The organism is Bacteroides clarus YIT 12056, assembly GCF_900129655.1.
GTDB classification, from domain to species: domain Bacteria; phylum Bacteroidota; class Bacteroidia; order Bacteroidales; family Bacteroidaceae; genus Bacteroides; species Bacteroides clarus.
Genome location: NZ_FQWK01000005.1, coordinates 212968 through 226789 on the forward strand (window position 1 = coordinate 212968; position 13822 = coordinate 226789).

At 44.4% G+C, this 13822-nt stretch carries 10 protein-coding genes; 7 read left to right on the forward strand and 3 right to left on the reverse strand.

What is annotated here, in order from left to right:
• Nucleotides 1-8 precede the first annotated feature (8 nt).
• The 3 genes from BUB52_RS10365 to BUB52_RS10375 are packed head-to-tail and all read left to right on the forward strand — an operon-like array spanning nucleotide 9 to nucleotide 5342.
• Nucleotides 9-1454: a RagB/SusD family nutrient uptake outer membrane protein gene (locus BUB52_RS10365; RefSeq protein WP_229116276.1), complete on the forward strand. Its 1446-nt coding sequence runs from the start codon at nucleotides 9-11 to the stop codon at nucleotides 1452-1454.
• A gap of 5 nt (nucleotides 1455-1459) precedes the next feature.
• Complete coding sequence (locus BUB52_RS10370) at nucleotides 1460-3040, forward strand: sialate O-acetylesterase (protein WP_009122076.1); 1581 nt, start codon at nucleotides 1460-1462, stop codon at nucleotides 3038-3040.
• A 28-nt stretch (nucleotides 3041-3068) separates the two neighbouring features.
• Nucleotides 3069-5342, forward strand: coding sequence for a chondroitinase-B domain-containing protein (locus tag BUB52_RS10375; RefSeq protein ID WP_009122077.1), 2274 nt, complete (start codon nucleotides 3069-3071; stop codon nucleotides 5340-5342).
• A 57-nt stretch (nucleotides 5343-5399) separates the two neighbouring features.
• Here BUB52_RS10375 and BUB52_RS10380 read toward each other — a convergent pair whose 3' ends face one another.
• A complete protein-coding gene (locus tag BUB52_RS10380; RefSeq protein WP_009122078.1) occupies nucleotides 5400-5879 on the reverse strand; it encodes a pyridoxamine 5'-phosphate oxidase family protein in 480 nt (159 codons plus the stop codon).
• Between the two features lie 34 nt (nucleotides 5880-5913).
• Nucleotides 5914-8073 carry a ribonuclease R gene (gene rnr / locus BUB52_RS10385; RefSeq protein ID WP_009122079.1) on the reverse strand — a complete coding sequence of 720 codons (2160 nt, stop codon included), beginning with the start codon at nucleotides 8071-8073 and terminating at the stop codon, nucleotides 5914-5916.
• Nucleotides 8074-8232: 159 nt separating this feature from the next.
• Between rnr and BUB52_RS10390 the strand changes: the two genes are divergently transcribed.
• From BUB52_RS10390 to BUB52_RS10400, 3 genes are read left to right on the forward strand one after another with little or no spacing between them, the layout of a single operon-like run.
• Nucleotides 8233-9147 carry a cation diffusion facilitator family transporter gene (locus tag BUB52_RS10390; protein ID WP_009122080.1) on the forward strand — a complete coding sequence of 305 codons (915 nt, stop codon included), beginning with the start codon at nucleotides 8233-8235 and terminating at the stop codon, nucleotides 9145-9147.
• Between the two features lie 44 nt (nucleotides 9148-9191).
• Nucleotides 9192-10199: an NAD-dependent epimerase/dehydratase family protein gene (locus tag BUB52_RS10395; protein ID WP_009122081.1), complete on the forward strand. Its 1008-nt coding sequence runs from the start codon at nucleotides 9192-9194 to the stop codon at nucleotides 10197-10199.
• On the forward strand, nucleotides 10190-11155 hold the full coding sequence (locus BUB52_RS10400; RefSeq protein WP_009122082.1) for a phosphatase PAP2 family protein: 966 nt from the start codon (nucleotides 10190-10192) through the stop codon (nucleotides 11153-11155). Before BUB52_RS10395 ends, BUB52_RS10400 begins: the two co-directional genes overlap by 10 nt.
• A 290-nt stretch (nucleotides 11156-11445) precedes the next feature.
• Here the strand turns inward: BUB52_RS10400 and dusB are convergent, their stop codons facing one another.
• Entirely contained in the window at nucleotides 11446-12423 is a 978-nt protein-coding gene (dusB, locus tag BUB52_RS10405) for a tRNA dihydrouridine synthase DusB (protein ID WP_009122083.1), read from the reverse strand.
• An 85-nt stretch (nucleotides 12424-12508) separates the two neighbouring features.
• On the opposite strand from dusB, the gene BUB52_RS10410 reads away from it, so the two are divergent.
• Nucleotides 12509-13795, forward strand: a complete 1287-nt coding sequence (locus BUB52_RS10410; RefSeq protein WP_009122084.1) for a peptidase U32 family protein — start codon at nucleotides 12509-12511, stop codon at nucleotides 13793-13795.
• The last annotated feature ends 27 nt before the right edge of the window (nucleotides 13796-13822 follow it).

The window sequence follows — 13822 nt, forward strand, 5'->3', positions numbered from 1 at the left end:
TGACTGATATGAAAAAAATGAAATATATAATAGGTTTGGGTTTAAGCTTATTTTTGGCTTCCTGTACGGATGCATTGGATTTACAACCTAAATCAGATTTGACACAAACAAACTTCTTTAATAAGACAAGTGATGTTGAATTGGCTTTGGTTGGTTGTTATGACGGTCTCCAACAAATGTCTTTGAATCATGATTATGTATTGATGGAAATGCGTTCAGATCTTTCTTCTTCTTATTTGGCAGAAGGTGAGTTTGGATATATTGACACTTTTGTGAAAGATATTGTTGAGAGTGGTGATGTATATAATTATTGGAAAGCCTGTTTCAATGCTCTTTCCCGTACAAACTTAGTAATAGATAATTTGGGTATAGTAAATGATGAGGTGACTCGCAACCGAATAGAAGGTGAAGCACGCTTTATACGTGCATTAGTTTACTTTAATATGGTTCGTTTATGGGGGGATTTACCTATTATTACTCGTACGATAGATGCCAATGAAACAGATATGTTTCGCCGGAAGCCTCTTTCTGAGGTTTATTCTACTGTCATTATTCCCGATTTAGAGTTTGCTATAAATAATTTGCCTGACATGACTAAGGGCAAAGCAAATGCTATGGCAGCTAAAGCGTTGCTTGCTAAAGTATATCTTACTTTAGGTCGTCATTCCGATGCAAAGACTTTGCTTGCTACTTTGATTAATATGTCAGATCCTAGCAAGAGTACTGTTTCAGGAGTAGGATTAGCTTCAGACTATAGCTCTATATTCTCAGAAAGCACTAAATGGAATAGTGAGATATTATTTGCTGTTCAATTTAATTCTACTTCGGGTGAAGGACAAACATTTAGTTATGATTTTTCTGTATTTGGTGGTAATTCAGGTTTAAATACACCTACTACTCCATTCGCTGAGGAATGTGAAAGTGATGTTGTACGTAGCCAGACCAATTTAATGGAAGAAGATAAGGCGGGTATTTGGATTGTGTGTGGTAAATACTTGAAAAGGGGAACTAAGCCTTCACAAAAGGATAATGCTGCCGATGCTCCTATTTTACGTTATGCTGATGTACTTTTAATGTATGTTGAAGCGGTATTAGGTGCTCCCTCTGAACCTTATGCGAATGATATAACTAATGATGTGAATGCTTTAGCCGTTTATAATGCAGTGAGGGCACGTGCAGGGTATCTTCCCGTAACTTCGGTTTCTAGAAATGAATTACTTCAGGAACGTAAATTTGAGTTTGCGTTCGAAAACCAACGTTGGTTTGATTTACAGCGTGTAGTTGGAGTATCTGAAACGATTCGAATTATGGAAGCACACGGACAGGACTCTAGACTTTTACCAAAGCAGAAATTTACTAAGGTAGAAAGATTTCAAATGCTTTATCCTATTCCGGGACGTGAAATTCGTTTGTTAGGAAAAGAAATTTTATCTCAGAACGAGGGTTATAACTGATAAAAATGATGAAAAGAGGTTGTATATTTGTATGTTTGCAAATTTGTATCTGTTGGGGGCTCCTTTGGGGAGCCTCCACGGGTAATAATTTCCAGTTGTCTTTAGCTGAAGTTTTTGGTGAAGGAATGGTATTGCAGCAAGAAGATATAAATAATATTTGGGGAATAGGACGTCCTTTTGCTATAGTACAGGTCGAATTTCAAGATCAAAAAGTAAAGACAGAAGTTAAGCCTGACGGGCGCTGGATGTTGTCTTTGAAGAATCTGGCTGCTGGGGGGCCATATCGGTTAAAAGTAACTTCAGAAAATGAATCTGTTCTACTGTCTGAAGTGTATGTTGGAGAAGTGTGGTTAGCAACAGGACAATCAAATATGGAGCGTAAGCTGTTTATGAGTGAAAATGGAGAAGCTGTTGTTCGTTCAGCTAATAATCAGAATATTCATTTTCTAATAGTACCTCAAGTATATTATAAAGGGCATAATGTTAATAAAGAAATGAAATGGCAGACCGCAACAGCGCCACAAGTTGCGAATATGTCTGCCATCGGTTATTATTTTGCTTGTAAGCTTCAGAAAGAATTAAATGTTCCTATTGGTATCATTTGTTGTTATCGTGGTGGAACGCCTGCTGAAGCTTGGGTGAAAGAAGAGACGCTGGAAAGAGATGATAAATTACGTCCTATTTTGGATAATTATCGTAAAGTTGCTATTATGGATGATACCTTATATGAGAAAAAAATGGAGGAGTATAAGGTACTTTATAGGGTTTATAATGACTCAGTGACTATGGGATATAAAAACGTTGTTCGTCCTTTCGAACCAGTGGGCCCTAAACATCATAAACGCCCTTGTGGATTGTATCATACTATGTTGCAGCGTATTATTCCTTATACGGCTAAAGGTGTAATTTGGTATCAAGGCGAGGGTAATGCAGAGCGGGCGGAGCAGTATAGAGTACTTTTTCCAGCATTAATTAGACAATGGCGTACTGATTTTCATCAACCTGATTTACCATTTTATTTTGTTCAGTTGTCGAATTTTGATCATCCTTTTTGGCAAGATCGTCCAAATTGGGCTGAGTTACGTGATGCCCAGCTATTTACATGGAAAACAGTAAAGAATACTGCTATGGTAGTCAGTATTGATAAAGGGGAGAAAAACGATGTACACCCTATTTATAAGAAACCTATTGGTGAACGTTTAGCATCCTGTGCTTTGCATTTGCAATATGATAAAAAAGTACCATATTCAGGCCCGGTATATAAATCAATGCAAATAAAAGACAATAAAGCAGAAATTAGTTTTGATTTTGTTTATTCTGGTTTGACTGCTTTGGGCGGGGAATTGAAAGGTTTTTCTATTTGTGGGGCGGATTATAATTTTGTATCGGCAAGAGCGGAAATTAGGGATGGAAAAGTATTTGTCTGGTCTGATGTTGTAGAGCGTCCTATTGCGGTACGTTATGGTTGGTCTAATTGGACGGAAGCTAATCTTTTTAATAAAGAGGGTTTCCCAGCAACTCCTTTCCGTACAGATAATTTCTCATTAATGACAGAGGGTATTTATTATCCGATGAAAATTCGTTAACTAGTGAAACTTTAATATATAGCTTGTGATGCTTAAATCATTTATTAAACTTTGTTGGATTTTTCCTTTGTTGGCCGCATGTTCGCAAGGAAATCGGACTATTGACTTAAATTCTCTTCAAAGTACTTTGGAGAAAGCTGGTCCAGGTGATACGATTTATATTAAATCAGGTACATATACAAATATCCAGTTACAACTTGAGGGGTATGGTAAGGTAGAAGAGCCGATTGTTGTTATGGCTCAACAACCAGGCAGTGTTTTTATAGAAGGTGTATCTAATCTTCGTTTATGTGGAGAATACGTTGAAATAAACGGATTGCATTTTCGTAATGGTTACACTCCTAAAGGAGCTGTGATTGAGTTTCGTAATGGTGAAAAAGTTGCTAACAACTGCCGTATAACAGATTGTGTCATTGATTACTTCAATCCGATAGATCGTGGGGTATCTGGAAGCTGGATTCTTCTTTACGGACGAAATAACCGACTGGACCATAATTCTATTTTGGGTAAGCTTTATGCAGGAGTAACTTTGGCTGTTATTTTAAATGGTGAGGGAGACCGTAATAATAATCATAGAATTGATCATAATTATTTCGGTGAACGTCCGATATTGGGCTCAAATGGGGGCGAAACGATTCGTGTGGGAACCTCACATCATGCATTTTTTTCTTCGAATACTGTGATAGAAGACAATATGTTTCACCATTGTAATGGAGAAGTTGAAGTTGTTTCTATCAAATCAAGTGATAACATTATTCGTAATAATGTATTTTTAGAATGTCGTGGTATTTTGGCTTTACGTCATGGTAACCGTAATTTAGTTGAAGGAAATGCATTTATAGGAAATGGATTACCTTGTACAGGCGGAGTACGTATAGTCAATGAAGGGCATACTATTAAGGGAAATTTGTTCTATGGGCTGAAAGGTGATCGTTTTTTTGCGGCTCTTGGGTTGATGAATGCGGTTCCTAATTCTTTACCTAACCGTTATCATCATGTAAAGGATGTAACGTTAGAAGATAACCGCTTTATTAATTGTGATAATATCTTATTTTGTGTAGGAAAAGATAATGAACGTACATTACCACCCTCAAATATCTCTTTTATTCGTAATCAGTTCATTAGTAAGTCGGATAAAGCGCTTTATCAGTCTTTTGATGATATTTCTGGTTTTACTTTTATTGATAATGTGGTGAATTATCCCTATACCGTAACACAAAGAGGGTTTCAGAATAATACGACTTTATCAGATAGTATTGATTTAAAGCCATATATGGAGAAAAAAAACGGTGCAAGTTGGTATACTCTTTCTGAAAATCATGAATTGGTGCTTACCGGTAATGAAATCAGTGTGAAGGCAGGACAAAATACACTATTAGAGGCTTTGAATCAAGCACAGTCCGGTGATATTTTGAATCTCTCGGAAGAGGGTGTCTATTGGCTGGATAATACTTTGTTGATAGATAAATATATTCGTATTCAAGCAGATTCCCATTTATCTAAACGCCCCGTTTTATGCTTTAATGGTATGTCTGGTAAAGCATTTGTGACCATTGTCAATGGTGGAAACTTGGAAATACAAGGTCTTGCTTTCAATGGTGAAGGTGAGGCGGGGAAAGCTTTGTCCGAAGGTGGTATAACCGTGAAATCAGGTACTATTACTCCTTATTTACTTACTGTTGATAATTGCGAATTCTATAATTTCAATGAATCTGGCTTGGCGGCCATCCGTGGTGAAAAATCTACTTTCTCACCAATGGTGATTATCCGGAATTCTTTTTTTCATGACATGTCAGGGGAAGCAATTAATTTTGCTGGAGAGAAGGATGATAAAGGTAAGTACAATGTAGAAGAGTTACATGTTGATAATTGTATATTTTATCGGTTATTAGGTAGTGCTTTGAATATTTATCGAGGTGGAAATGATGAAAGCACCAGTGGACCATTGTTGACAGTTGACCATTGTACAATTGAAAATGTGGACAATAAAGAGCAAGGTTCTGCTATGCGTTTGATAGGAGTACAAAGTGCTACTGTGACTAATTGTTCTTTTGCCAACAGTGGAAAGGGAGGAGCCAGTATTCGTTTCAATGAGATGAGTTGGGATAAATTGTCAGTGTCTTATATTAATCTGTATAATTCCGGACGTATTGCTTCTTTCTGGGGTAAATTGGGGAGTAAGAATATTACAAACTATAGACCTGAATATGTAGATGCGAATACTGGTAATTTTTATCAGATTTCAACATCACCATTATCCAATAAAGCTTCTGACAAGAAAGATTTAGGAATCACACAATGATGTTAATTAGGTTTATTAGTTAGGTTAGGAGCGTGCGGGAAAGCACGCTCTTTCTCGTTATTTCACTTCACTCGGCCTCAGCCCGAACGATTTGCAACTTATTTCATCCACCTTCACTTCCCATATTTTCACATTGCGTACAGCCGGTTCGGCATAATTGCACGCATTGTCTGTATATTGTTTCATGAGCATATCGAGTATCCGGCGTTTCTCATCCATATCTTCTATGAAGCGTACTTTGCCTTTACAGATAACGCTGCGGGATTTCATGCTGTAACTGCAAGCTATCTGTTTGTGCATATACACCAGTTCGTGCCCTTCACAAAAGTTAATGCAGACCTGCGGATGCCGTACCACCATTTCTATTTTACTTCCTTCGGGCCCCGAGTGCAGATAGACGGTATCATTTTCCCAGGCAAAGTTCATGGGCACTACATACGGATTGCCTTCTCCGTCGGTAATCCCGACCGTACAATAAGGGCATTTACGGATAATATCTTCTATTTGCGCGCGATCTGTAATAGTAATTGTCTTCATGTATGTGTATGTAAGCTTTTATAATAATCCTGTTTTATTCAATCAGGGCAAAGTCCAGTTGCTTTTTCTCGAGGTTGGCGCGTGCCACCTTGATGGTGATAGCGTCACCGAGGCTGTACGTGCGTTTCTTCCGTCGTCCGCGCAGGCAATAGTTCTTTTCATCGAATTCGTAGTAATCATCATCGAGGTCGCGGATAGGTATCATTCCCTCGCATTTATTCTCGTTCAGCTCAACGTACAGTCCCCATTCGGTAACGCCGGAAATAACACCGTCGTAAGTCTGTCCCAGACGTTCCGTCATGTATTCCACTTGTTTGTACTTGATAGAGGCGCGTTCCGCATTGGCGGCTATCTGCTCCATGCCGCTGGAATGTTCGCAGAGCGCTTCGTATTTCTGCTCGGAAACGCTTCGTCCGCCTAAATCCAGGTACTTGGTCAGCAACCGGTGCACCATCATGTCCGGATAGCGGCGGATGGGAGAGGTGAAGTGGGTATAATAGTCGAATGCCAATCCATAGTGCCCGATGTTGTGCACGGAATAGCGTGCCTTTTGCATGGCGCGGATAGATACGGTTTCGATGAGATTCTCTTCTTTCTTCCCTTGAATATCATCCAGCAGGTGGTTGATGGATTTGGACACATCTGTTTTGGTTCCGCTGGTGCGCAGCTTATAGCCGAAGCGGGCGATGAACTGTGACAGGTTATCCAGCTTCTCCGGGTCCGGCAGGTCGTGAATACGATAAGGGAATACTTTCGGCTTTTTGTTTTTGGGTACACGCCCTATCTTTTCGGCCACAGTGCGGTTGGCGAGTAGCATGAACTCCTCTACCAGCTTGTTGGCGTCTTTGGATTCTTTGAAATATACGCTGACGGGCTTGCCCTTCTCATCAATCTCGAATTTCACTTCATAGCGGTCGAAGTTGATGGCGCCGGCGGCAAATCGCTTTTCGCGCAATATCTTGGCAAGCGAATCCAGTTTGAGGATTTCCTCTTTAAAATCTCCCTCTTTGGTTTCGATAATCTGTTGCGCTTCCTCGTATGTGAAGCGGCGGTCGGACTTGATAACCGTATGTACGATGCGCGAGTTCTTTACTTCTCCCTTGTCCGTCATTTCGAAGATGGCGGAATAAGCCAGTTTCTCTTCATCGGGACGCAAGGAGCAGATGAAGTTGCACAGCCGTTCGGGCAGCATCGGAATGGTGCGGTCTACGAGATAAACGGATGTCGCCCGTTTCTCCGCTTCTTTATCGATGATGCCGCCTTCCGTTACATAATGTGTCACGTCGGCAATGTGCACGCCCACTTCCCACAGGTTGTCCTTCAGTTTGCGGACGGACAGGGCATCGTCAAAGTCTTTGGCGTCTTTGGGGTCTATGGTAAAGGTGGTTATATTGCGGAAATCTTCACGTTTGGCATACTCCTCCGCGGGAATTTCGGCGGGAATCTTGTCCGCGGCTTTTTCCACGGATGCGGGATAGACATACGGCAACCCGAATTCGGCCAGGATGGCGTGCATCTCGGTGGTGTTGTCTCCGGCTTTTCCCAGGATGTCAATGACCTGACCGATGGGGTTCTTAGCCTTATCAGGCCATTCCACTACCTTGACAATGGCTTTGTCGCCTGTTTTTCCACCTTTCAGTTTCTCTTTGGGGATGAAGATGTCGTTGGCCAGCGTACGGTTTTCCGTGACAAGGAAAGCGTAGGACTTGGCAACTTCCAGCGTTCCTACGAAGGTATCGTTGGCGCGTTCCAGTATTTCGATGACTTCGCCTTCGGCTTCACGTCCGCGGCGTTTGGCATAAAAGGCGATGCGTACTTTGTCGCCTGCCATGGCGTGTGCCGAGTTGCGTTCGGCCACGAAAATGGGGTCACCGCCACCTTCGGGGATGAATGAGTTCTTTCCGTTGCTTTTGCGCTGGAAAGTACCGGTCATTTCCACGCCATGATTGTTCAGCTTGTATTTATGCTTGTCCACCTCGGTGATGTAATCGTCATCCGACAACTCGGACAGGATATCCATACACAGCATTTTCAGCGGATGCGTGGTGAGGTGCAGTTGTTCAAAAATGTATTTCAGGGACAGTACTTCGTCTTGTTTTATGTGGAAGAAGTCCAATAGCGTTTTGACGAGCTCTTTCTTCTTCATTCGCTTGCCGGCTTTTTTCTCTTTCTTTTCTTTCTTTGTCTTAGCCATAATTTGATGTCTTTTTATCTTTCTTGCAAAGTAAACAAATAAATGTATTCACTCGTTCACTCTGCCTTCAAAATCTTTCTGTCTTACTGAAATTTATAGGGGAACGACCGGTCATAATAGATTTATGTACTATATTTGCAGCGACTTAGAAGAAAGGGCATGGAAGTACGACCTGTGGATAAGGAAGAGGTTGCGAGGGAAAAAGGTATTTACCGCGTAACGATTGTGGGGAGTGTGGTGAACTTCCTGTTGCTTCTGTTTAAGTTCTTTGCGGGAATCGCGGGGCATAGCGCCGCCATGCTGGCAGATGCCGTACACTCGCTGTCGGACTTTGTTACGGACATCATCGTCATTGTCTTTGTGCGCATCTCTTCCAAGCCGGAAGATGAGGGACACGATTACGGGCATGGTAAATATGAGACTTTGGCAACCGCCATTATCGGTATTGTATTGCTTTTTGTCGGCTTTGGAATTTTCTGGAACGGCGCTTCTTCTATCTATCGGTTTCTTCACGGCGGTTCTTTGCAGGAGCCGGGAATGCTGGCATTGATAGCGGCGTTGGTGTCCATCGCCTTTAAGGAGGCGCTCTACCGCTATACGGTGTTTCGGGGAAAGAAATTGAACTCCCGGGCAGTGGTGGCCAATGCGTGGCATCACCGGAGCGACGCTCTTTCTTCCATAGGCACAGCCATAGGTATCGGCGGAGCTATTCTTTTGGGAAATCACTGGCGGGTACTCGACCCGATAGCTGCGGTTGTCGTCAGTTTCTTCATTATGAAGGTAGCCGTAAAGCTATTGATTCCTTGTGTGGATGAGTTGTTGGAGAAATCGTTGCCTGCCGATGTGGAAAATGAAATACAGCGGATTATCCTTTCTTTCCCCGGAGTAAGTTCGCCGCATCATTTGCGTACCCGCCGCATAGGCAATCATTATGCGATAGAGGTGCACGTGCGCATGGACGGCAAAATAACACTGGAAGAAGCGCACCGTACGGCGACGGCCATTGAGAATACCTTGAAAGAACAGTTTGGCGAAGGTACTCATGTGGGTATCCATGTAGAGCCGGTGAAATAGCGGGAGCAGTAATTCGTAATCATCAAAATTTGCAATAAACAAAAGTGGAGTCGGTTTTAGTAACAGGAGCAAGCGGGTTTATCGGAAGTTTCATCGTGGAAGAAGCGTTGAGGCGGGGATTCGGCGTATGGGCAGGCGTTCGTTCGTCCAGCAGCCGGGAGTATTTGCAGGATAAGAAGATACATTTTCTTGAGCTCGACTTTGCGCATCCCAACGAATTGCGTGCGCAACTTTCCGGTCATAAAGGGACTTACAGCAAGTTCGATTATATTATCCATTGCGCCGGAGCCACCAAATGCGTGGACAAGAATGACTTCGAGCGTGTGAACTATCTGCAGACCAAATACTTTGTAGATACGTTGCGTGAGCTGAACATGATTCCCCGGCAGTTTATCTTTATCAGCACCTTGAGCGTATTCGGTCCGATACGCGAAAAGACATATACTCCGATAACGGGAGAAGACACCCCTATGCCCAATACGGCTTACGGTCTTAGCAAACTGAAAGCGGAGATTTATCTGCAAAGCATACCGGGCTTCCCTTACGTCATCTATCGCCCTACGGGTGTTTACGGTCCGCGCGAGAAGGATTATTTCCTGATGGTAAAGTCCATCCGGCAGCACACGGACTTCTCCGTAGGCTTCCGCCGTCAGGATTTGACGTTTGTCTACGTCAAGGATATTGTGCAGGCCGTTTTCTTGGGAATAGAGAAACAAATATCCTGCCGCGCCTATTTTCTGGCGGACGGCAAGGTGTATCAAAGCCGTGCCTTTTCCGACTTGATACGGAAAGAATTGGGGAATCCGTTTGTAATTCGTCTGAGATGTCCGTTAATTATATTGAAAGTTGTATCTTTGCTCGCCGAATATTGGGCGAAGCGCCGGAACACTACCAGTACGCTCAATTCGGACAAGTATAGAATAATGAAACAACGCAACTGGCAGTGCGACATTACTCCGGCCGTTAAGGAACTGGGTTACAGCCCCGGATACGATTTGGAACGGGGAGTAAAGGAGACCATTGCCTGGTATAAAGATAAAGGATGGCTTTAGACTTATTCAAGAGAGTAGAAACCCGTAAAGGGCTTTTTGCGGTAGAGAAGATCACACTGATATATAACCTGTTGACTTCCATTCTCATACTGTTTCTTTTCCAAGAAATGGATCATCCGGCGCAGATGCTTGCCGACCGCGCTATGATTGCGGGCATGACGTTTCTGCTGATGTATCTTTATCGGCTTGCTCCTTGCAAGTTTTCCGCCTTTATCCGTATAGCCATCCAGATGTCGCTGCTTTCTTACTGGTATCCCGATACATTTGAGTTCAACCGTATCTTTCCCAATCTGGACCATGTTTTCGCATCGGCCGAACAATGGATATTCGGGGGGCAGCCTGCCGTATGGTTTTCTTTGCGGTTCCCTCAGATGTGGGTCAGCGAGCCGTTCAACATGGGTTACTTCTTCTATTATCCGATGATTCTTCTGGTAGTGGTGTGGTACTTCCTCTACCGTTTTGAGCTTTTTGAGAAAGTATCGTTCGTGATAGTCACCGCTTTCTTTATCTACTACCTGTTTTATATTTTCGTACCGGTGGCAGGACCGCAATTCTATTTTCCCGCTATCGGCAACGATAATGTGGCGCAGGGACTATTCCCTTCCATCGGCGATTATTTCAATCATAATCAGGAATTACTGCCCGGGCCGGGATACGAGCATGGATTTTTCTACAATCTGGTGGAGAGTTCGCAACAAGTGGGAGAGCGTCCGACGGCGGCTTTCCCCAGTTCCCATGTCGGTATGTCCACTATTCTGATGATTATGGCATGGCGGGGCAGCAGATGCCTGTTTGCTTGCCTGCTTCCTTTCTATTTGTTGCTGTGCGGAGCTACGGTGTATATTCAGGCGCATTACCTGATTGATGCTATCGTCGGCTTTTTCTCTGCCATTGTTCTTTATGTGGCGGTAACGCGGATGTTCAAGCGGTGGTTTGCGCAGCCGATGTTCAGGTAAAAGAGGGATGAAAGTTCTCCGGTTCATGGTACGGAACGGTTTGTTTTGTTATGGGAAACAGTTTGTTTCACCGTACGGAACACTTTGTTTCCATGCGTCAAAACAGTTTGTTTTCCATAGGGAAACAGTTTGTTACATGCGCGTTTGAACACATTACAGCCACGAATATAAGCTGAAATGGACGTACTAAATTGCGTTCTGACTGCTGCCGGTTTATGTAACGGACGACTGCCGGCTTGTCAGAGAAAACAAGCCGGCTCTTTGCGTCGCTTTACAGGGATAATATCGGATTATATCAACTTCTCTATCTCTTTAAAGATACGGTACAGCTCCTCTTTGGTCTCTGCCCGCAACATGGCGATGCGTGTATCCCGGAAGTTGGGAATACCTTTGAACAAAGGACTGGCCGCCAGGTGACGGCGCACGTGCAGGATGCCCCGCCGTTCGTCCAACAGTTTTACGCTGTCTTCTACTTCCCGGCGGAGCACATTGAGCTTCCACTCCGCGCTGAGGGGCGGCATTTCTTCGCCCGTTTCCAGATAATGTTTCACTTCCTTGAATATCCAGGGACGGCCAAAGCTGGCACGGCCTATCATAATGGCATCCACTCCATAGCGGTCAAAGCACTCTTTGGCCCTTTGGGGAGTGGTGACATCGCCGTTGCCGATGACGGGAATATGCATACGGGGATTGTTCTTGACCTCACCAATCAGAGTCCAGTCCGCCTCGCCCGTATACATTTGGGCGCGGGTACGGCCGTGAATGGTAAGGGCGGCAATACCGCAGTCTTGCAGTTGCTCCGCCAAATCTACGATAATCTTGTTGCCGGCATCCCAGCCGAGACGGGTTTTTACGGTGACGGGAATCTTTACGGCATCTGCCACGGCACGGGTTATCTCCAGCATTTTGGGGATATTCTGCAACATTCCCGCTCCGGCTCCTTTGCCGGCTACACGTTTTACGGGGCAGCCGAAGTTGATGTCCAGTATGTCCGGACGCGCCTGTTCCACAATACGTGCCGCTTCTACCATTGTATCCGTATCTTTACCGTATATCTGTATGGCTACGGGGCGTTCTTCGTCACTGATGTTCAGTTTCTGCTCGGTCTTGCTGACGGAGCGTATCAGTGCGTCGCTCGACACGAACTCGGTGTATACCATATCCGCTCCGAAACCTTTGCACATCAGGCGGAAAGCCGGGTCGGTCACGTCCTCCATGGGGGCAAGCAATACGGGGTACTTGCCGAGGTCTATATCTTTAATCTTCATAATCTAACTGAATTTACCTGCAAAAGTACGGAAAAAAGCCTACCTTTGCGACAAAGTTTATAGTCTTAATTCTTAATTAATACTTATGCCCTCTATCAGTGATTTTGAAATTATGGCGCCGGTAGGCTCGCGCGAATCTCTGGCGGCCGCTATCCAGGCAGGTGCGGACTCTGTTTATTTCGGTATCGAGAATCTGAATATGCGTGCCCGTTCGGCGAATACGTTTACAATAGATGACCTGCGCGAGATAGCCCGTACCTGCGATGAGCACGGTATGAAAAGCTATCTTACGGTGAATACCATTATCTATGATAATGACATTCCTCTGATGCGTACCATTGTGGATGCGGCCAAAGCGGCGGGTATTTCGGCGGTGATTGCGGCCGATGTGGCGGTGATGAGCTATGCCCGGCAGATAGGTCAGGAAGTGCATTTGTCTACGCAGCTGAATATCTCAAATGTGGAGGCTTTGCGTTTCTATGCCCAGTTTGCCGATGTAGTGGTGCTAGCACGTGAGCTGAACCTGGAACAGGTGGCGGAAATCTACCGCCATATCTGCGAAGAGAATATCTGCGGTCCGGGCGGTGAACGGATACGTATTGAGATGTTCTGTCATGGCGCTTTGTGCATGGCAGTATCGGGCAAGTGCTACCTCTCGCTGCACGAGATGAACCATTCTGCCAACCGGGGAGCGTGCATGCAGGTGTGCCGCCGTTCCTATACGGTGCGCGACAAGGAGACGGATGTGGAGCTGGATATTGACAACCAATACATTATGTCTCCTAAAGACCTGAAAACCATCCATTTCATGAACAAGATGCTGGATGCGGGCGTACGTGTGTTTAAGATTGAGGGACGTGCCCGCGGTCCCGAGTATGTGCGCACCGTGGTGGAATGTTATAAAGAAGCTATTCGCTCTTATGTGGACGGTACGTTCACCGATGAGAAGATAGCGGTTTGGGATGAGCGTCTGAAAACCGTCTTTAACCGCGGCTTCTGGGATGGCTATTACTTGGGGCAACGCCTGGGCGAATGGACCCGGAATTATGGTTCCGCAGCTACCGAACGTAAGATTTATGTCGGCAAGGGTATCCGGTATTTCTCAAATATCGGTGTGGCGGAGTTCTTGGTGGAAGCCGCCGAAATCAGCGTTGGCGACAAGCTGCTGATAACGGGACCGACCACGGGAGCCGTCTTTACCACGTTGGAAGAAGCGCGTGTGGATTTGAAACCCGTACAGACCGTGAAGAAAGGACAGCACTTCTCGATGAAAGCGGATAAAATACGTCCCAGTGACAAACTCTACAAACTGGTTTCCGTGGAAGAGCTCAAGAGGTTTAAAGGCTTGGACATAGAGAATAAACGCGGTTGACCTTTAAACGGCGAATCGTAAATTATT